This is a genomic window from Streptomyces sp. NPDC036815 (genome assembly GCF_055609205.1).
In genome coordinates, this window is sequence record NZ_JBVJPW010000013.1 from 138,473 (window position 1) to 157,789 (window position 19,317).

The following is a 19,317-nucleotide window of genomic DNA, read 5'->3' on the forward strand; positions in this document are numbered from 1 at the left end:
CCGAGCTCCTCTTGTTTCAACTTGCAATGCCGTCAAGCCGCTTGGCTCTGGCCGGAGCCAGAGGTCGCGTCGCGATACCAGTACTCCAGGGTCAGCACGTGCCACAGGTGCTTGGAGAAGTCCCGCTGCCCCGCGGCGTCCTCGGCGACCATCCGGGCCAGCGCGTCGCGCCGCAGCAACCCGGAGCGGACGAGCTCGCCGTCGTTCACCACCTCGCGCACCAGCGGCGCCAGGTCCCGGCTCATCCAGGCCCGCAGCGGGGCGCTGAACAGGCCCTTGGGCCGGTACACGATCTCCTTGGGGAGGATCGAGGTGGCCGCCTCCTTGAGGACGGCCTTGCCCTGCCGGCCGACGATCTTGCGGTCGCCGGGCACGGCGAACGCCGCCCTGACCACCTCGACGTCCACGTACGGCACCCGCACCTCGGTCGACGCGGCCATGCTGGAGCGGTCCGTGTACGCGAGGTTCAGTCCCGGCAGGAACATGCGGGCGTCGCCCAGGCACATGCGGTTCACGAAGTCGTCGAGTTCGTTGTCCTCGTAGACGTCCGCGTGCTCGGTCAGCACGTCGTCGACGGTTCCGGCCAGGTCCGGGTTGACGAGGGCGAGCAGTTCGGCCTGGTCGTACATGGTGTAGCTGCGCCGGAACGCGGTCTCCTCCGGGAGATCGGCGAAGGAGAGGAACCGCTTGGCGAAGCGCACCGACCGGTACCCCCGGCGGGCCGTGGCGACCGGCAGCCGGTCCACGGCGGCGGAGACCCCGCGCCGCAGGGGCCGCGGGACGCGCTGGTAGCGCAGCGCGAGGAGGTTGGCCAGGTGCTTGCGGTAACCGGCGAACAGCTCGTCGGCGCCCATCCCCGAGAGCATCACCTTGACGCCGGCTTCGCGGGCGGCCGAGCAGATCAGATAGGTGTTGATCGCGGCGGGGTCGCCGATCGGCTCGTCCAGGTGGTACGTCATCCGCGGCAGCAGATCGAGCACGTCCGGGGCGATCTCGATCTCGTGCAGGTCGACGCCGAACTGCTCGGCCACCTGCCGGGCGTAGCGCAGGTCGTCCGGCATCGCCTCGAACTTGGCGTCCTCGGCACGGAAGCCGATCGTGTAGGCGGAGATCCCGGGCCGCTCGCGGGCCGCGAGCGCGGTCAGGTAGCTGGAGTCGAGACCGCCGGAGAGGAAGGTCGCCACGGGGACGTCGGAGAGCAGGTGCCGCCGGTTCGACTCCTCGATGATGGCGGCGAGGTCCGGCAGTTCGCCGCCGCGGGCCCGCTCCCTGCCCTCGGTGGCGACGTCCTTCAGGTTCCAGTACCGGCCGCGGTCCACCCGGCCGTCGGGCCGGACCCGCAGCCAGCTCCCCGGCGGCAGCTTCTCCGCCTCGCGGAACGCGCAGCGCGAGTCCGGCACCCAGTAGTACAGCAGGGAGGCCACCAGTGCCCCGTGGTCGACCTCCAGCGTCCCGCCGGTCACCGCGGCGAGCGCCTTGAGCTCGGAGGCGAACACCAGACCCCCGCCGCGCCGCAGCAGGAACAGCGGCTTGATGCCCAACTGGTCGCGGGCGAGCACCAGTTCGCCGGTGCGCTCGTCGAAGATCCCGAACGCGAACATGCCGCGCAGCCGGGGCAGGCAGTCGGTGCCCCAGCGCCGCCAGGCCTCCAGGAGGACCTCGGTGTCGGAGGTACCGCGGAAGCGCACCCCGGCGGCGGCCAGTTCGGCGCGGAGCTCGGGCGCGTTGTACAGCTCGCCGTTGTACGTCAGGGCGAGGCCGTCCGAGACCATCGGCTGGGCGCCGGTCTCGGACAGGTCGATGATGGCGAGCCTGCGGTGCCCGAGCTGCACTTCGCCGTCACCGGCGAGGTGGCTGTAGCGGCCCGCGCCGTCCGGGCCGCGGTGGGCGAGGGTATCGGTGAGCCGGTCGGTCACGGCCTTCCCGTCCGGCCACCGGTACGTGCCTGCGATGCCACACATGTCTTTCCGTGCCTCCTATTCGCTGTTCGGAACGCGTGCGGCCCACATCGGCAGCCTTTCCGTCCACATCTGGCTGATCCGGCTCTGCCGGTCCAGCCGCTCGCTGTGGCCGCGCAGCGCGATGTGCAGCCCGTCCCACAGCGTCCCGTCGGTCCTGTCCCGCGGATCGGGGTCGATCAGCACCACGCCGATCACCGGTATGCGCTGGTCGGCGAGTTGCCGCGCCACGGTGTGCAGCCAGGAGGCGCTGCCGTGCCCGGCGCGGACGACGAGCACGGTCTGCCCGCCGAGGTACTGGAGGTCGGTCCACGCCGTGCCGGGCGCCACCGAGCCGACGCCGAGCCTGCGCACCTGGTGCGCCTCGGCCTCGGCGCGCTCGCCGCTGACCACGGCCGGGTCGTCGGGCTTGCGGCGGAGGTTGGCGAGCTGCGGCCCCGGCAGGCCGTCGACGATGACCACCGGCGGCCCCTCCGTCGCCAGTTCCCTGGCGACGTTCAGGGCGATCTCGCACGTGCTGCGCGCGCAGCCCAGTTCGAGGAACGAGACCGGTTCCGCGGAGCCGCGCACGGTGCGGGCGAGGGTCGTGGTGAGCCGCTCGTGCGCCGTCCGGCTCCGCAGGCGCTGCCAGAACTTGGACGGCCAGCGGGGAGTGCGGCGCAGCTCGGCGATGACCGAGGCGCCCAGGTGTGCCGCGATCTCCCGGCGCAGCACGGGGCGGTCCGCCACCACCGCGCCGACCGCGGCCACCGCGAGCCCGAGGAAGAGTCCGAGGAGGAGCCCGATCCCGGAGTTGGTGACGGCGGTCCTGGGCAGGGAGTGGCGCACGGCTCGGGGGGCGTCCACGATCTGCGTGCCGGAGACGATCTTCGGCGTGCCGGTGCGCGCCTCCGCGGCGCGCTGGTCGAAGTCGGCGATCCGCGAGTTGAGTTCGGCCCGGCGGGCGAAGAGCGACTCGATGCTCGCCGACGATTTCGGGTCGCCGCCCGGCGAACGGTCGCCTATCGACTCGTTGACCGCGGTGAGCTCGTCCCGCATCCGGTCACGCTGTTCGATCAGGGCCTTGGACTCGGCCTTCGCGGTCTCCCGCATCCGCCGTACGTGGTCGGCGACGAAGGCGTCGGCCAGTGCCTTGGCCCGGGCCACCGCTGCCGCGTCGCTGTCGGCCGTCACGTCGATCCGCAGCAGGTTGTTGGTGATGCCGGTGCCCCGGTAGTCCTGCATGAAGTCCTCGGGGTTCTCCGAGGACTTGAGGGCCTGCAGGGCCTTGGCGGCGATCCGCGTGGTCCCGAGCAGTTCGACGTCGGTACGGATCAGCGTGCCGGTGTCGTTCGCCTGGTCCTCCGCATGCGTGACGAGGACCTTGGTCGCCGCGCTCGGCGGCGGCGGCCTGAGCACCGCCAGCGCCGCGCCGGCCAGCATCCCGAGCAGCGCGAGCGTCGCCCACAGGCGGCGGCGCCTGCGCACCGACACCACCAGAGCCTGGAGGTCGAAGAGCGGCGAGCCGCCCGCCGGCTCCGAAGCCTTGTCCGTCGTCACACCGCACCGCCCCTCGCGTCGTCGCCCACCGCGCCCGCCGGTACGGCGCGCCGCGGAGGACGCCCGGCGGCGCGCTCCGGACGGGCCCGGACCGGTCCGGCCAGGACGATGCCGACGACCTCGTGCCCCGCGTCCGTACACGCTTCGGCGAGGCCGGCGAGCTCCGGCGCGGTCCAACTGCCCGCGCTGAGCACGACCAGGGCGCCGGACTCGGTGCCGCGGTCGGGCACCATCGGCCGGTGCACCGGGATCTCCACCGCCCGCAGCGCGGGGTATCCCCGACTCGAGGAGGAGGCGGAGGCATCGAGGTCGGACTCGGCGACGAGCTGCCCGGCGGCCCGGCGCGCTATTTCGTCGCCGTCCGGAACGACGACAAGGAGCGGCCGGGGCGAGCTCAGTTGGTTGCGAAGACGGGCGCAGACCCGCCGGTAGCGGGTGCGTCTGCTCGCCTCGTCGCCGGACGCCTGCGGGGCCGGCAGGTCCCACCGCGTGTCGAGGCCGAGGAGTCGCCGGATCACGGCCCGCGGGCCGTGGCCCGCGCGTCGGTACGAGGACCGGTCCCCCGGTACGTCGACGGTGCCGAGGAGGGTCGAGCCGAGGGCCGCGGCGATCTCCGCCTCGGTGCGCAGCCGACGGTTCATCCGCGCGGCGGCGAGGTGGCCGATGACCGCGCACAGGAAGGCCAGCAGTGCCCCCGCGACGACGAGCTGCGTCCTCGTCGGCGGCGCCTCGCCGGTCGGCCGGGCCGCGGGCCCCATCACGACCATGTTGGCCTTGTTCGACGCCGGGTCGGCCTCGTCCAGCTTCTTCATTGCCTCCGCCAGTGCTGTCCGCAGCTTCTCCAGCTCGGTGCGGGCCTGCACGCTCTCCACGGTCTGTCCCGGATCGGCCGCGTTGGCCAGTTCGGTGATACGGCGATTGGTCTGCATTACCTTCTGCCTCAGTGCCTCGGGCCCCGACTCCGCGTCGGGGTCGGAGGTGTCACCCGCGATCCGTCCGGCGAAGGTGACGAACTGGGCCGCCACCTCGTCGGAGAGCCGCTGCGCCCGCGCCGGGGTCTCTGCCGTGCCCGAGATCTTGATGATGTTGCCGTCGGCGGCCTTGGCGCTCACCTGGTCCCGCAGGTCGGTGGCGCTGACGCCGGACCAGTGGAGCGCGTCGGCGACGCGGTCGACCACCTCCGAACTCGTCGCGATCTCCCCCTGGGTCAGCAGCTCGCGCTCCTCCCACTGCCCCGGCAGCAGGACCGACGCCGACGTCGTGTAACTCGGCGGGAACAGCAGGGAGGAGCCGTAGCCCACCGCTGCGCCAAGCACGGCGACGACGGCGAGGAGCCGCCAGCGCCGACGGAGAATCCGCCCGATGGTGACCAGGCGTATCGTGTCGTCGCTCAACGGCGCGGCCTCCTCCCTGACCGGGCCGGGCCGCCTGGCGCCGCCGGAGTGCGGCCACCACAGGCGGCCGCGTAGGCGGCGAGCAGCGAGCGCTGGGAGTTCTGCCAGGAGAGCTGCCCCGTGATCCGCTCTTGGCCGGTCTTGCCCATCCTCGCCCGCTGCTCCGGATCGTCAAGGAGCAGTGCGATGAGGCGGGCGAATTCGGCCTCGTCGTTGGCGGGCGCGTAGAGGGCGGCGTCGCCGGCGGAGACGCGTGCCTCCCGGAGGTCGAAGGAGACGATCGGCCGGCCCATCGCCATGTACTCCAGGACCTTGTTCATGGTCGACACGTCGTTGAGCGGATTGTGCGGGTCGGGCGAGAGGCACACGTCCGCGGTGGACAGGTAACGCACCAGGTCGGCGTCGGGTATTCGGCCGGTGAACCGCACCTGGTCGGAGAGCCCGAGCTGCCGGGACAGCTCCACCATCGCGTCGAAGGCGTCCCCTGAGCCGACGAACACCGCGTGCCAGTCGGTCCGCCCGAGCCCGTCGCGCAGGGTGGCGAGGGCGCGCAGGGCGTAGTCGACGCCGTCCTGCGGTCCCATGACCCCGAGGTAGCAGAGCAGATGGGGCTTGCCGTTCTTCAACTCCGGCTCGGGCGCGACCGGTTGGAACCGGTCGACCTGGGGCGCGCTGCGCACCACGAAGACGTCCTCCGGCCGCTTGTCGCCGCGGCGCACGGCGACGTCCCGGTAGCTCTCGTTCGTGGCGATCACGATGTCCGCGGCCCGGTAGGTCATCCGTTCCAGCGCGCACACGCCCCGGTAGAGCAGGTCCTGACCGCGGTCGAACCGGGAGAGGTACAGCTCGGGCACCAGGTCGTGCTGGTCGAAGACGAACCGCGCGCCGCGCCGCGTCAGCCACCGCGCCGGCAGGAACAGCAGGTCCGGCGGGTTGCAGGCGTGGACCACGTGGACCGGCCCGACCTTGCGGGCGAGGCGGGCGGTGTGCCACAGCGCCGCTCCGTACTCCCGCAGGTAGCCGGCCGGTCCGCCGGTGGCGGCGCGCAGCGGGTAGCGGTGGATCCGCACCCCGTCGATCTCCGCCTCCGGCTCGGTGTCCCGCTTGGTCCCCTGCGGGCAGATGACGTGCACTTCCCAGCCCGCGTCGCGCAGTGTCGTGCATTCCTGCCACACCCGCCGGTCGAACGGCACCGACAGGTTCTCCACCAGGATCAGCGCGCGCCGTGCCGGGCGGTCGTTACTGGACGTGTCACCAAGCAAGGCCTATGTACCCCGGTTCGGTTCGGCGCGTTTCGGCGTCGGGAAGGTGGATGAGGTCGACGATCACCGGGGCGTCGCCGTGGGGCAGCTCCGCGAGCACGGCCGGGTCCTTGGTCCCGACCAGGCACACCTCGGCGTGCTCCAGCACCTCGTCGACGGAGTCGGCGAGCAGCTGCGCGAGGTGCGGAAGGCGGGTCTCGATGTACTCCCGGTTCGCGCCCATCAGCCGCGAGAGGCTCACGTTGGCGTCGTAGATCCGCAGGTCGTACCCCTTGCCGAAGAGCCGCTCGGCCAGCTCGACGAGCGGGCTCTCGCGCAGGTCGTCGGTGCCGGGCTTGAAGGAGAGCCCGAACAGGCCGACCCGGCGCTTGCCGGTGCGCTCGACCAGCTCCACCGCGCGCTGCAGGTGGTCGGAGTTGGAGGGCAGTACGTGGGACAGGATGGGCACCGAGACGTCGGCCCGCTGCGCCGCGTACACCAGGCTGCGCAGGTCCTTGGGCAGGCAGGAGCCGCCGAAGGCGAAGCCGGGCCGCAGGTAGGCGGGGCTGATGTTCAGCTTGCGGTCGGCCAGGAACACGTCGACCACCTGGTGCGAGTCCACGCCGAGCGCCTGGCACACCGCGCCCAGCTCGTTCGCGAAGCCGATCTTGAGGCCGTGGAACGCGTTGTCCGCGTACTTGATCGCCTCGGCCGTCGGGACCGGCACCCGAAACGTCTCGCCGGGCAGGCCGCCGTACAGCGCCGCGACCGCGTCGCCGCTCGCCGTATCGAGTTCGCCGATGACGGTCTTGGGCGGGTCGAAGAAGTCCCGCACGCTCGTGCCCTCGCGCAGGAACTCCGGGTTGACCGCGACCCCGAAGTCCACCCCTGCCGTGCCGCCGACGGACTTCTCCAGGATCGGCACGAGCAGGTTGAGGCAGGTGCCCGGCAGCATGGTGCTGCGGAACACGACGGTGTGCCGCCCGTCCCGCTCGGCGAGCGCGGCGCCGATCTGCTCGGTGACCCGCTCCAGGTACCTGGTGCTCAGGCTGCCGTTGGGCGCCGACGGCGTGCCCACGCACACGAGGGACACCTCGCTGCCCATGATCGCCTCGCGCACGTCACCGGTGGCGCGCAGCTTTCCGGAGGCCACGACCTCGGCGGTGAGTTCGCCGATCCGCTCCTCGACCACCGGGGCCTTGCCGTCGTTGACCAGGTCGACCTTCACCGGGTTCACGTCGACCCCGATGACCTCGTGACCCAGGCTCGCCAGGCACGCGGCCGACACGCAGCCCACGTAGCCAAGCCCTAAGACGCTTATTCTCATGAACCGCTCCTCCCCCCCGGGCAGGCCCTTGCGGCCTGCCGTCCGTGCGCCGATCGGACGGCGCCCCCCGTTCATCGGCCCCCCGTACATCAGTAGGCCCCCTGGCCCTGGAGCACCGCACGCAGCGTCTTCCACAAGATCACCGTGTCCAGGGCGAGCGACCAGTCCTCCACGTACCGCAGGTCGAGGCGGACCGCCTCCTCCCAGGGCAGATCGCTGCGTCCGCTGATCTGCCACAGACCGGTGAGCCCGGGCTTGACCAGCAGGCGCCGCCGGATGTCCGGGCCGTACGCCGCGGACTCCTCCGGCAGCGGCGGCCGCGGACCGACGAGCGACATCGAACCGGTGAGGACGTTGAAGAGCTGCGGGAGCTCGTCGATCGAGTACCGGCGCAGCACCGCTCCCACCCGGGTCACCCGCGGGTCCCTGCGCACCTTGAACAGCAGCCCCGCGCCTTCGTTGAGCTCGGCCAGTTCGGCGCGTGCCTGGTGGGCGCCGGTGACCATGGTGCGGAACTTGAAGATCGTGAACTCGCGGCCGTCCTTGCCGACTCTGCGCTGTCTGTACAGCGCCCCGCCCCGGCTGTCCGCCAGGACGAACAGTCCGACGAGCACCATCAGCGGCGCGAACAGCAGCAGGAGGATCGCCGCGCCCAGCCGGTCGACGATTCCCTTGACCGCCCGGCGGCCCCCGGTGAACGTCGGCATGCTGACCCGCAGCAGCGGGATGCCGAGCACCGCGTCGACATGCAGCCGCGGTCCTGCCACCTCCATCAGGACGGGGGCCACGACCATCTCGGCATCGCTGCCCTCGAGGTTCCAGGCAAGGCGCTGCAGCCGCTCCGGTGACCAGTGCGGGTCCGGAGTGACCGCGATGACGCGGTACCCGTCGCGACTGACGTGGCCCGCGACGTCCGCGAGGCGACCGACGACCGGCACTCCGTCCAAGTGGTCGCCGTCGGGCCCCAGACCATCGGCCGTGCACACCGCCTCCACCCGCCAGCCGAGGTGCGGCAACTTACGGGCCCGGGCGATCAGGTCGCGCACGGTGGCCAGGCTGCCGGCCGCGAGCACCGGGCGCAGGCACCGTCCTTCTTTCCGCTGCTTGTGCAGCCAGAGGCGCAGCAGATATCGCGCGGTCATGGTGACGAGCGCGATCGCCGGGATCGCGACGAAGATCCAGAGCTTGATGTTGCGCGAAGTGAGAGCGATACCGCCGAGCGCCAGGACGACGGCAGCCGTGAACAGTGAGCGGCCGAGTCTGCGGAATTCCTCGGCGCCCTGGCCGAGTACGGCCGGAGCCCACGCACGGCTCACCGCAAGCGCTCCCAATACGAGGAGCTCGGTGCCGAATGCGAGAATTCCCCACTTCTCGTGCCAGTTCGCCGCGTCGCGTACTCCGAAGAAGTTACCGATCGCCGCCACTACGAAAGCGGTGGCCACCGTGTCGCTGGTTATCACCGTGCGGCGGTAGCGCTGCTCCCAGTCGCTGGCCGGCCGGCTGACTGTCCCGCTCGCCACGCGCGCCGACGGAAACGGGTTGACTAATTCCCCCTGTTGCACAGGACCCCCCAGGTCACCAGTGGTTCGACGTGCTCGCCTAACACGTTTCTCCCGGGAAGCACCCCCGCCCCCCGCGCCGTGCTGTTCCTCCCCTCGGGAGGCCCCCGCCCCCCGCGCATGGCAATCCGGCTGTATCGGCGCTACTTCGACAACCCACCCAGGCGGCAGCAGATGTATAGGTGCTGCCGGACTCTCGAAGTACGCGTAAACCCTTCGGAATCCCGGGTGCTCCCCGCACCCGGGGCCCTCTCCAGGGCTACAGGAATTGCTCTCCCCCAGGTCGGATGCCAAGGGCGCACAACACGGCTGCCCAGAACATCGGACCTATAGATCATTATTTGTCGCCTCGTGTCCGCATGTGAAGCAGGGTCAATCTAGACCATCGAAGCCGCCCTGGAGAGGGGATGTGTGCAACTTGTGCTCAACCTTTGAAGCTCGATCTATCGGCCGTTGACCGCCCGTGGCCGCCCGGACGGCAACGGCACGCCTTGTGACCTGGGGTGACGAGGCCTTTACGGAATGCCGTCAGCGGCGACCGCGAGGCGGAGGGGCGCTCCCAACTGGGCCGAATTTGGGCGTGCTTTGACTCATCCGCCACCCCTCCCTCCGACCTGGAGGTTCGGCCCCCTTGCCCGTCCGCCCGCCTCTAGGTTCAACATCGTTATGGAACTGGGCATTTGAGGGGCGGAGACCCATGGGACGCGACGACCTGATCCGGCCGGTTCCGGAGCTGCTGAAGGAGCACGCCGAACGGACACCGGAACGCGTCGCCTACGCGGACGCCTCCCGCCGCGTCACCTACGCCGAGTTGGAGCGCCGCACCCGCGCGCTGGCCGCACATCTGGCCGGGACGGGACTCCGCCGAGGCGATCGCGTCGCCCTCTGCCTGGGCAATTGCGTGGAAACGGTGGAGAGTTGCCTCGCCGTCCTGCGGGCGGGGATGGTCGGCGTCCCACTCGATCCCCGATCGTCCGACGCCGAACTCGCCCACTTCCTTCGGGACAGCGGCGCCGCACACCTCGTCACGGACGCCGCGCACCTGGCACGTGTGCGGCGCCTCGGTCCGCCGCACGGCCACCTCCGCACCCCGATCACCGGCGCCGAACCGGCCCCGGACGGCGCTCATCTCTTCGAGCACGCGGCCGCCGCCACGAGCGCCCCGGCCGCGGGCATCGACCGGCTCGGTCTCGATGATCCGGCCTGGACGCTCTATACCTCTGGCACTACGGGCCGCCCCAAGGGCGTGCTGTCCACGCAGCGGGCCGCGCTCTGGTCCGTCGCCGCCTGCTACCCGCACGGTCCGGCCGGTGCACCCAAACCCTCAACTCCCGGCCCAGTACGCCAGCTGGCTCGGAGAACCGACACTCCGCCACGCGTGACGACGTGGGTAATCGGCGTGAGGCCCCGTGAGACAGGACGGTGAACGCACTCAGCACCTATGGGTCCGCCGAACCGGCTCGCGTTTCGTCACCTGGGGCGGCCCAATTCGTCGGTAGCCCCCTTACAGTCAGGGGGAGAAAACAGAGGGTGATCCTGCGGGGGTTGTGGCACGGGGCTACGCGCGGGAGGGGCTCACCGTGACCGGCGGCCGGTGTGACGCCCTTGCCCGCGGTCACCGGGAGGCACGATGATGTCGGTCGCTCACGCTCGTCCACCGAATCTCGTCCGCCGAAGAAGGTGCCGAACATGCGCACGACTCTCCTGACGGCCACCATCGCGGCTGCCGCGGCGCTCGGTTTCGCCGCCGCACCGGCGCAGGCGGCCACCGGCGACGTGAACAGGCCCTTCGCCATGACGTACGGCAACAGCCAGACGTCGGGCTCGATCCACTTCACGAGCGGCTACACGGCGTCCCTCAGCGGCGTCGTGCACGCGGCCAGCGGCCAGCGCGCGATCTGCGCCGACGCCTACAACGGCAGCGCGAAGGATCAAGGCTATTGCAGCCCCTGGGCATACGCCGGCGGCCCGGACCAGGTCCTCAACGAGCCGTTCTCCATCCCCCTCCCCGGCGGGGTCCAGCGGGTCGTCATCGAGATGATCGACGAGAACGGCAACATCGTGGCAAGCGAGTCCTGCACCCGCTCGGTCTGCACGCGCACGATCTGACCCGTGGTCGGCGACGACCAGGCACGCGGCGGCCTCCAGGACTACGCCCCTGGAGGCAACGGCAGGACGGTCGAATTCGTTGACCAGCCGGTCCGTGGCTTCCGTCGCGCTGAGTTCCCGCGCAACGGCGCCCACGTTCCCGCCCCTAAGCGTCGCGTGGAGCTTCTGCATGTCGAGGCCACTGCCCCACCAGTTCTCATAGTTGCGACTTTTCACGATAGATGACAGCCGGGTCAGTGCAACGAGTGTGAGTCGGCAGCAGTGTGGAACCGTCCGGCCGTCTAATCGGAACGGACAGCCCCCTCGACTCGACGGTGTAGTCATCCCTGGCTTGAACTCCAGCCGGGGGATGACGGCCAGCGCCCACGCTCGCGCCCATGTTCCGGTCCCACGCGTATTGGGTGGGTGCCCGCGCATTCCTGCAACGCCGACACCCACGTTCGGACTGCACCCGGCAGGCTGACGACCGGGCAGACGACCGCTGCTGCACACACGTCGGCCCGACGGACCCTCCACCGGAAGGACTGCACGATCCTGCCAGGCGACAGAAGGCAGGGCATCATGGCTGACAGATATAAAGTTTGGACTTTTCAGCCAAAGTTTGCATGATTCCGCCTATTTGAATGCATTTGTTCATTAGTTAGATTGCGCTGGTGCGTCGCACTTCCCTACGTTGAGAGTTGTCAGGCGGAGATTCTCTCCACCTGAAAACCGAAGGAAGTGCACCATGCGCACCATGCGCACCACGGACACTGCACGAACCTTCCTGGTTGCGGCGATCGCCGTGGTCGGCCTCGCCCTTACTCCCGCCCTCGCCTCCGCCCAACCCGGTACAGGCGGTGCCCAAACCCGCACCGCCGCCGGGGCTCCCGGCGCCAACGGCGCCAACGGAGTCGGAACCCTCGGGGGTATCGGTGGCCTTGGCGGAACCGGCGGCGCCGCGGGTGCCAACGGCAACGGCGGCAACGGAGGCGCCGGAGGCAACGCCAGCGGCGTGGCAAGCATCGGCGGGGCCGGTGGCACGGGCGGCGCCGGCGGAGCCAACGGCAACGGCGGCAACGGCGGCTATGGCGGAGAGGCCAAGCTCGGCGGCACCGGTGGCAAGGGCGGCGTGGGCGGTGTCGGCGACGCCGGCGCCGGTATCGCCGGTGGCAAGGGCGGCAACGGCGGTGCAGCCGTCGTCACCGGCGGCCACACGGGCGGCAAGGGTGGCGCCGGGGGCGCGGCCAGCCCGGTATGCCCCGGCCAGCCTGGAGGCAACGGCACCTCCGCCACGACGACCGCGGACGGCACCACCGGCTCCACCGGCGCTGCCGGCAAGACCACACTCCCCTGCTGAACACCTGACGGTGAGCGGTTCGCCCCAGGAGGACAGAAGCACCGGCCCGGAGCAAAGCACCCTGCGACTACTGCGCACTGACAGGTAGCCAGCGGAGTGTGGGCCCCGACAAGCGCCCGGCTGAGATCTCTCAGCCGGGCGCTTGTCGTCCTACTCGATCTGAACGGCCGTATCAAGCAGTGAGCGGCCACCTCAGCACCCGCCGATCACGCCGAGGCCCTGGCGCGACGGGAGGCGTTCAACTACGCACGCACGGGCGCCGCGTTCTCTGCCCTCGCGCTCCTGATTCCTCTCTCCCTGGGACGAAGCCACTCTGCCCAAGATCCAAACGACAGGCCCCAGCCGGGCGTGGTGCGTGAGGTAGAGATGCTGTCGGGCGGTGTGGCCGGACTTCCGGCGAACGGGTACGAGGTCGCTCACCTGGCGCTGGACAGCACGCGGTTGCGGGGCCGCCCGGAGCGCATGTGACGCAAACCCGCTCGGCCATCGTTGCGCCCCACGCGGAGACAGCCGGCCCGAACCGATCGGGCCGTACACCCCCCGTAGGGGCCGGGCCTGCGCACAGGCCAGCCGTGGCACTCCCGGCAGGTGGCAGGCTGGCGGTGCGATGAGGGTGAATACTGGTGTGGTGAGTGTTTCGCACATCAAGCCTCACCTGCGATGTCTGGACGGCAGCGGGTCCGATCTCGGCCATGCGGTGGCCGAGCGGTCTATCGAGCGCGCCGTGGGCAGATCGGACGTCGACCCACTGCCCGTGGGCCCTCCCGTGCATGTGCTGGTGGTGCACACCGGGCAGTCGGCGAACCTGCGCTGGTCAGCGGACGGGACACCGCGCCAGGAGCGGTTTCGTGCCGGGGAGGCGCTGGTCAATCCCGCCGGATGGGCGTCGCGGCCTCGCTGGCAGGACGACGTGGAGCTACTGCTTCTGGGGATTGATCCGGCGTGGCTGGAGAAGCTGGCGGCCGAGAGCGGCGCCACCGGCCAGGTAGAGCTCGTTCCGCGGTTCCACTTTACCGATCCGCTGCTGAAGATGCTGCTGGAACGTCTGGTGGCGGAGTACTCCGGGCCCGGCCCCGCGGACTCCCTGTACGCACAGTCACTGGTCCAAGCGGCCGCCGCGGTGATACTGCGGGTGGCCGCCGAGGGCCGGACGCTGCCTGGCCGAGAGGGCGGACTGCCGCCGCGGCGCTTGGCCGAAGTCATGGACTACATCCACGCGAACCTCTCCCAGCGGGTCACGCTGGCGAAACTGGCCACCGTGGCCCAAGTCAGCGAATCCCACTTCACCCGAGTCTTCAAAGCATCGACCGGCGAATCCCCGCACCAGTACGTGATGCAGCAGCGCCTGGAGTACGCGCGAGGGGAGCTCACCCGTACCAGCAGGCCGATCGCGGAGATCGCGACGGAGGCAGGTTTCGCGGACCAGAGCCATCTGACGCGGGTGATGCGGCGCTACGTCGGGGCCACTCCACGGCTGCTGCGGGACGGCAACGGCGGACGCTGACGGCCGGCGGGAAGTCGTGAGTGGTTTGTTCCACCTCTGATCGGATCGTTCAAGATCCACATGCGCCTCTGCGGCGAGTCTGGTGAATATGGCGTGGTCCTCGGTATTCGCCCGGGGCCGGGCCGTCCCACCCCAGCACATCGCAGGAGGCAGTCATGGTCACCACCCCGGACAAGACACTCAACGGCAAGGTCGCCTTCGTCGGCGGCGCGTCCCGTAACCTCGGCGGGCTGATCAGCACCACCCTCGGAGCGCAGGGTGCTCTGGTCGCGGTGCACTACAACAGCGACTCCTCCCGGGCCAAGGCCGAGGCCGTCGCGAAGGAGATCAACGCCGGCCCGGGCGAGGCGTTCGCGATCCAGGGCGATCTGACCCAGGTCTCCGAGGTGGAGCGGGTCTTCGACGACGTCGTGAACCGGTTCGGGAAGCTCGACTACAGCATCAACACCGCCGGCATGGTGCTGAAGAAGCCGCTCACCGAGATCACGGAGGAGGAGTACGACCGGATGTTCGCGGTCAACTCCAAGGCCGCGTTCTTCGTGATGCGCGAGGCTGCCCGCCGCATCGAGGACGGCGGGAAGATCATCACCATTGTCACCTCGCTGCTGGCCGCGTACACCGGCCTGTACTCCACCTACGCGGGCAGCAAAGCCCCGGTCGAGCACTTCACCCGCGCCCTGTCGAAGGAGCTGTTCGGCCGCAACATCTCGGTCAACAACATCGCTCCGGGACCGATGGACACGTCATTCTTCTACCCTGCCGAGGACGACGACTCCGTCGCGTACCACAAGTCGTCCGCGATGAACGGTGACCTCACCAAGATCGAGGACATCGTGCCCTGGGTGACGCATCTGCTCACCGACGGCTGGTGGGCCAACGGCCAGACCATCTTCCTCAACGGCGGCTACACCACCCGCTGAACCAGCACCATCCGGTGGGCGGCGCCACGCCGCCCACCGGGCCCGGTGAGCCAGTCGCAGTTCGCTGTGAGCGCGTGGCACCGCCCGATGGTTGCCCTCCTCGCCACCGAGCAGCACCGCACGGCCGGTGCGGCCCCGTGGACGCCAAGAGCCGTCGCAACCGCTCAGTCATCGTGTGCACACGGCCGAGCCCACTTCAACACCACCTAGACGTGACTGCGAACGACCGTGGGATGGTCGGCTTCGATAACAGGACCCTGCGCCGAGGCCGATCCGCCCAGGATTGGCACCTGTCTGGGCACACCGGCGACCACCTGACGATGATGCGGGAGCACGCGGGGACCACCGCGGGGGTGATCCGTGCGTGGGTCGACGGACGGACGACGGCGGAGCGGAGCCGGTGAGCGGTATCGACGAGGAGCCCGCGGCGGCGCGGCGCCCGCCGCTACTGCCGTCCGCCGTCCCGTGTCCCTGGCGCCGCGGGCAGCTCCACGGTGACGCGGATCCCACCGGTGGGCCGCGGGGTCAGGACGAGGGTTCCGTCGTGTGCCCGGGTGATGGTCTCGACGATCGCCAGGCCGAGTCCGACGCCCGCGTGGTCGGTCCGGACGCGCTCGGTACCGCGCTGGAAGGGCTCGGTGAGGGTCGCGGCCAGCTCCGGGGTGATCTGCTCACCGGTGTTCTCGACGGTGAGCACCACCGTTCCGGGGCGGACACGGGTGGTGACCCACACCGTGCCCTGTCCCGGCAGGTTGTGGACGATCGCGTTGTGCACGAGGTTCGTGGTCAGCTGGAGCAGGAGCGCCGATGAGCCGCTCGTGGGGGTGATGTCGCCGCTGGTCTCGACGGTGACGCCGCGTCTCTCCGCGAGGGGGAGAAGGGTTTCGGCGGCTTCTTCGGCCGTGAGGGACAGGTCGACGCGCTCCCGTGTGAAGGAACGCTGGTCGGCGCGGGTGAGTACGAGCAGGGCCTCGGTGAGGTCGATCGCCCGGATGTTGACGGCGTCGAGCCGGTCGATGAGTTCGGCGGTGTCGCGGTCCGGGTCGGTGCGGGCCACGTCGAGAAGCGCCTTCGATGTGGCCAGCGGGGTGCGCAGCTCGTGAGAGGCGTTGGCCGCGAAGCGCCGCTGTTCAGCGACGTGCGCCTCGAGCCGTGCGAGCATCGCGTCGAAGGCGTCGGCGAGCTCACGGAACTCGTCCTCGCGGCCCGGCAGCCGGATCCGGTGGGAGAGCGATCCGTGCGTGACCCTGCGGGTGGCGTCCGTGATGCGCGTGAGGGGGGCGAGCATGTGTCCGGCGAGCAGCCACCCTCCCAGGAGCCCGAACACCAGCAGGAAGGCCATCACGGCGGCCACGGTCGGAGCGAAGGCCCGGAGGATGGGCAGCCGGTACTCGGGATCGAAGACGAGCCCGATGTGGGTCCCCTGGTCCAGGAACACCCATGCCGCCGAGAGCAACAAGGCACCGGCGACCATCACGAACCCCGCGTAGCTGAGCGTGAGTTTGACGCGAACGCTCAAGCCGGGCGCCCTATCCACGGTCGGCCTCCCCGTCTCCGGTCCCGTCTCCGGCCGCCGGCTGCGTGTCGATGCGGTAGCCGACGCCCGGCGCCGTGGCGATGATCCACGGCAGGCCGAGCCGTTTGCGCAGGGCCGAGACGGTGATGCGCACGGCGTTGGTGAACGGGTCGGCGTTCTCGTCCCACGCGCGTTCCAGGAGCTCCTCGGCGCTGACGACACCGCCTTCCGCGGCGACGAGGACTTCGAGTACGGCGAACTGCTTCCTGGTCAGCGCGACGTAGCGGCCGTCCCGGTAGACCTCCCTGCGGAACGGGTCCACCCGCAGCCCCGCGATCTCCCGCACGGGAGGTCTGCTGTGGTCGCGTCTGCGGTCGAGCGCTCTGAGCCTGAGCACGAGCTCTCGGAGGTCGAAGGGTTTCGTGAGGTAGTCGTCGGCTCCGAGTGCGAAGCCCGACGCCTTGTCGTCGAGGCGGTCGGCCGCGGTGAGCATGAGGATCGGCATGCCACTGCCCGTGGCGACGATGCGTTCGGCGATCTCGTCGCCGGAGGGCCCTGGGATGTCCCGGTCGAGTACGGCGATGTCGTACGTGTTGATGCTCAGCAGTTCCAGCGCGGTGTCGCCGTCGCCCGCGATGTCGGCCGCGATCGCTTCCAGGCGCAGGCCGTCACGGACCGCCTCCGCCAGATAGGGCTCGTCCTCGACGATCAGCACACGCATGCCGTCGATGCTACGAGCCGGTCCATATCGTCGGCGTATCGAAAACGGCATACGCGTGGGCAACACCGCGCTGCCTTGACTGACGGCATGACTCGCATCCCACCGACCGTGCCGCCCCCGGCTTCCAGGCCGGCACGGACAGCGACCCGCTGGATCCGCCCGGCCCTGGTCGTTGTCCTCATGGCCGCGATGGCCGCGCTCACCGTGGCCTTCCTCCACCAGGTGTCGAAGGACTCGCCCTTCTCGGCCGCCTCACCCTCGAACTCCCTGCACCGAGAGGGCCGTGAGGACCGCGGTGCGGTCGGCGAGGCCGACGGTGTCGTCCCCGACGGCGTGACGGTCTTCGACGACACGACTCCGGCCGTGACCCGGCTCGATCCGGATTTGCGCAAGGCCCTGCGCCGGGCCGCGTCGGCCGCCGCGGCCGACGGAACCGAGTTCTACGTCAACAGCGGCTGGCGCTCCCCGGAGTACCAGGAGCAGCTCTTGCGCAAGGCCGTCGCCAAGTACGGCTCCGAAGAGGAGGCCGCTCGCTGGGTGGCCACCACGGCGACGTCCCCGCACGTGTCGGGGGACGCCGTCGACATCGGCCGCTCCGAGGCGGCGGCGTGGCTGTCCGGGCACGGTGCCGCGTACGGCCTGTGCCAGATCTACCGCAACGAACCCTGGCACTACGAACTGCGCGCCGACGCGATCGAGCACGGCTGCCGTCGTATGTACGCCGACCCCACCCAGGACCCGAGGATGCACCAGTGAGCGGCAGTATGCGCGAACACACGATGACGCAGGCGGGCGCGGCGGAGGCGGGAGAAGACAGCGCCGTCCACCAGGAGAGCGACGCCGCTATCGGCACCGGCACGGGGCCCGGCACCCGGCAGACCCGCGTTCGCCGCGCGCTCCACTCCCTGACCCGCCCGGGCCCGTGGAAGCGCGGTCTCCTCCTCGCGGCGCTGGCGGTGCTGCTCGGCCTGCTCATGCTGCTGCACGGACAGATCACGGACCGCCGGGGGCTCGGCAGCCTGGTGGAGACCTTCCTGCCGTGGTTCGGCCTCTTTGTTCCGGTGCTGCTCGCCGGGGCGCTGTGGCGCCGCTCCGCGTCCGCGGTGGTCGCGCTGCTGCTGCCGGTCACGGTGTGGCTGAGTCTTTTCGGCGGGCTGCTCACCGACAAGTCCCGGCCGGGCGGTGACCTCACTGTCGTCGGCCACAACGTCGGGGCCGAGAACCCCGACCCGGTCGGCACCGCCCGCGCCCTGGCCGCCTCCACGGCGGACGTGCTGGCCCTTGAGGAGCTCTCCGAGCAGGCCGGGCCGCTGTACGAGAAGGCGCTGGCGAAGGCGTATCCGTACCACGTGGTGCGGGGCACGGTCGGGCTGTGGAGCAAGCTGCCGCTGTCGGACGCCCGGCCCGTCGACATCGAGACGGACTACGGGCCGCTGGCCGCCGCCGGACCGGTCGGCGGGGTGGGGGCCGACAACCGGGCGCTGCGCGCCACGGCGGCCACGGACCAGGGGCCGCTGGCGGTGTACGTGGCCCACCTGGGGTCCGTCCGCGTGGTTCCCGGGGACGGCTTCGGGACGGGCACCCGGGACCGCAACGCGGCAGCGCTCGCCAAGGCCGTCGCGGCCGAACCGAACGAGCGGATGGTGCTGCTCGGCGACCTGAACGGCACCACGGACGACCGCGCGCTCGACGGCCTCACCTCGCGCCTCGACTCGGCCCAGGAGAAGGCGGGGAGCGGCTTCGGCCACAGCTGGCCCGCGCGCTTCCCGGTGGCACGGATCGACCAGATCCTGGTCCGCGGCGTGGAACCGATGAGTGCCTGGGTGCTGCCGTCCACCGGCAGCGACCACCTGCCGGTGGCGGCCCGGATCAGCTGGTGACGGCTTCTGAGGCCGGTGGTCCGCGATCCGTCGCGGTCACCGGCCTCGATGCCCGAAGGGCAGTCCTGGATGCCCGGGTTGCTGCCCGGTCTGCCCAAACGGGCACCAACCGGGGCACAGGCGGCCGTTGACACAGTGAACAACCCAGGCCAATGATTGTGACCGGCCGGACCCCCTGCCCCTCTGACCAGGCCTGACGACAGCCCGCGATTCCGCACGCCGCCCACCTTCGCGCAACAGAACCTGTCCCCCACGAGAGACCAGTGACGCGTAGACGTCGGGAGCCTCGCCCGGCCGTCCGTGTTCCGCC

At 70.6% G+C, this 19,317-nt stretch carries 15 protein-coding genes; 7 read left to right on the plus strand and 8 right to left on the minus strand.

Annotation, left to right across the window (positions count from 1 at the left end; genetic code table 11):
• Nucleotides 1–32: 32 nt before the first annotated feature.
• The 6 genes from asnB to ACZ69I_RS25470 form a co-directional block, all read right to left on the minus strand.
• On the minus strand, nt 33–1,961 hold the full coding sequence (gene asnB, locus ACZ69I_RS25445) for an asparagine synthase (glutamine-hydrolyzing) (RefSeq protein ID WP_470834819.1): 1,929 nt from the start codon (nt 1,959–1,961) through the stop codon (nt 33–35).
• 15 nt (nt 1,962–1,976) lie between these two features.
• A complete protein-coding gene (locus ACZ69I_RS25450; RefSeq protein ID WP_467681573.1) occupies nt 1,977–3,497 on the minus strand; it encodes a Wzz/FepE/Etk N-terminal domain-containing protein in 1,521 nt (506 codons plus the stop codon).
• Nucleotides 3,494–4,891 carry a Wzz/FepE/Etk N-terminal domain-containing protein gene (locus tag ACZ69I_RS25455; RefSeq protein ID WP_467681575.1) on the minus strand — a complete coding sequence of 466 codons (1,398 nt, stop codon included), beginning with the start codon at nt 4,889–4,891 and terminating at the stop codon, nt 3,494–3,496. Before ACZ69I_RS25455 ends, ACZ69I_RS25450 begins: the two co-directional genes overlap by 4 nt.
• The gene (locus ACZ69I_RS25460) at nt 4,888–6,153 is read right to left on the minus strand and encodes a glycosyltransferase family 4 protein (RefSeq protein ID WP_470834821.1); all 1,266 of its coding nucleotides are present in this window, start codon (nt 6,151–6,153) and stop codon (nt 4,888–4,890) included. Before ACZ69I_RS25460 ends, ACZ69I_RS25455 begins: the two co-directional genes overlap by 4 nt.
• On the minus strand, nt 6,143–7,459 hold the full coding sequence (locus ACZ69I_RS25465; RefSeq protein ID WP_470834823.1) for a nucleotide sugar dehydrogenase: 1,317 nt from the start codon (nt 7,457–7,459) through the stop codon (nt 6,143–6,145). Before ACZ69I_RS25465 ends, ACZ69I_RS25460 begins: the two co-directional genes overlap by 11 nt.
• Nucleotides 7,460–7,548: 89 nt before the next feature.
• A complete protein-coding gene (locus tag ACZ69I_RS25470) occupies nt 7,549–9,021 on the minus strand; it encodes a sugar transferase (protein WP_470834825.1) in 1,473 nt (490 codons plus the stop codon).
• Between the two features lie 694 nt (nt 9,022–9,715).
• Between ACZ69I_RS25470 and ACZ69I_RS25475 the strand changes: the two genes are divergently transcribed.
• The 5 genes from ACZ69I_RS25475 (at nt 9,716) to ACZ69I_RS25495 (ending at nt 14,890) form a co-directional block, all read left to right on the plus strand.
• Nucleotides 9,716–10,444 (plus strand): AMP-binding protein, encoded by a 729-nt coding sequence (locus ACZ69I_RS25475; RefSeq protein ID WP_470834827.1) that lies wholly within the window; start codon nt 9,716–9,718, stop codon nt 10,442–10,444.
• Between the two features lie 263 nt (nt 10,445–10,707).
• Nucleotides 10,708–11,127, plus strand: a complete 420-nt coding sequence (locus ACZ69I_RS25480; RefSeq protein WP_467681585.1) for a hypothetical protein — start codon at nt 10,708–10,710, stop codon at nt 11,125–11,127.
• A 727-nt stretch (nt 11,128–11,854) separates the two neighbouring features.
• The gene (locus ACZ69I_RS25485; protein ID WP_467681597.1) at nt 11,855–12,466 is read left to right on the plus strand and encodes a hypothetical protein; all 612 of its coding nucleotides are present in this window, start codon (nt 11,855–11,857) and stop codon (nt 12,464–12,466) included.
• A gap of 628 nt (nt 12,467–13,094) precedes the next feature.
• Nucleotides 13,095–13,970 carry a helix-turn-helix domain-containing protein gene (locus ACZ69I_RS25490; RefSeq protein ID WP_470834830.1) on the plus strand — a complete coding sequence of 292 codons (876 nt, stop codon included), beginning with the start codon at nt 13,095–13,097 and terminating at the stop codon, nt 13,968–13,970.
• A gap of 155 nt (nt 13,971–14,125) precedes the next feature.
• Nucleotides 14,126–14,890 carry an SDR family oxidoreductase gene (locus tag ACZ69I_RS25495; protein WP_470834831.1) on the plus strand — a complete coding sequence of 255 codons (765 nt, stop codon included), beginning with the start codon at nt 14,126–14,128 and terminating at the stop codon, nt 14,888–14,890.
• A 445-nt stretch (nt 14,891–15,335) separates the two neighbouring features.
• Here the strand turns inward: ACZ69I_RS25495 and ACZ69I_RS25500 are convergent, their stop codons facing one another.
• Together ACZ69I_RS25500 and ACZ69I_RS25505 are read right to left on the minus strand one after the other, a co-directional pair.
• On the minus strand, nt 15,336–16,409 hold the full coding sequence (locus ACZ69I_RS25500) for a sensor histidine kinase (RefSeq protein WP_470834833.1): 1,074 nt from the start codon (nt 16,407–16,409) through the stop codon (nt 15,336–15,338).
• A 10-nt stretch (nt 16,410–16,419) separates the two neighbouring features.
• Nucleotides 16,420–17,127, minus strand: coding sequence for a response regulator transcription factor (locus ACZ69I_RS25505; protein ID WP_470834835.1), 708 nt, complete (start codon nt 17,125–17,127; stop codon nt 16,420–16,422).
• A gap of 87 nt (nt 17,128–17,214) precedes the next feature.
• Here ACZ69I_RS25505 and ACZ69I_RS25510 point away from each other — a divergent pair, with 87 nt between their 5' ends.
• Together ACZ69I_RS25510 and ACZ69I_RS25515 are read left to right on the plus strand one after the other, a co-directional pair.
• Complete coding sequence (locus ACZ69I_RS25510) at nt 17,215–17,883, plus strand: M15 family metallopeptidase (RefSeq protein WP_470834836.1); 669 nt, start codon at nt 17,215–17,217, stop codon at nt 17,881–17,883.
• A gap of 23 nt (nt 17,884–17,906) precedes the next feature.
• The gene (locus ACZ69I_RS25515; RefSeq protein WP_470834891.1) at nt 17,907–19,007 is read left to right on the plus strand and encodes an endonuclease/exonuclease/phosphatase family protein; all 1,101 of its coding nucleotides are present in this window, start codon (nt 17,907–17,909) and stop codon (nt 19,005–19,007) included.
• The last annotated feature ends 310 nt before the right edge of the window (nt 19,008–19,317 follow it).

Excerpts from the sequence above, each read along its gene's own strand:
- ACZ69I_RS25465 (WP_470834823.1), bottom strand. The coding sequence starts at position 7,459 with ATGAGAATAAGCGTCTTAGGGCTTGGCTACGTGGGCTGCGTGTCGGCC.
- ACZ69I_RS25485 (WP_467681597.1), top strand. The coding sequence starts at position 11,855 with ATGCGCACCATGCGCACCACGGACACTGCACGAACCTTCCTGGTTGCG.
- ACZ69I_RS25510 (WP_470834836.1), top strand. The coding sequence starts at position 17,215 with ATGACTCGCATCCCACCGACCGTGCCGCCCCCGGCTTCCAGGCCGGCA.
- ACZ69I_RS25515 (WP_470834891.1), top strand. The coding sequence starts at position 17,907 with ATGACGCAGGCGGGCGCGGCGGAGGCGGGAGAAGACAGCGCCGTCCAC.
- ACZ69I_RS25505 (WP_470834835.1), bottom strand. The coding sequence starts at position 17,127 with ATGCGTGTGCTGATCGTCGAGGACGAGCCCTATCTGGCGGAGGCGGTC.
- ACZ69I_RS25495 (WP_470834831.1), top strand. The coding sequence starts at position 14,126 with ATGGTCACCACCCCGGACAAGACACTCAACGGCAAGGTCGCCTTCGTC.
- ACZ69I_RS25475 (WP_470834827.1), top strand. The coding sequence starts at position 9,716 with ATGGGACGCGACGACCTGATCCGGCCGGTTCCGGAGCTGCTGAAGGAG.
- ACZ69I_RS25480 (WP_467681585.1), top strand. The coding sequence starts at position 10,708 with ATGCGCACGACTCTCCTGACGGCCACCATCGCGGCTGCCGCGGCGCTC.
- asnB (WP_470834819.1), bottom strand. The coding sequence starts at position 1,961 with ATGTGTGGCATCGCAGGCACGTACCGGTGGCCGGACGGGAAGGCCGTG.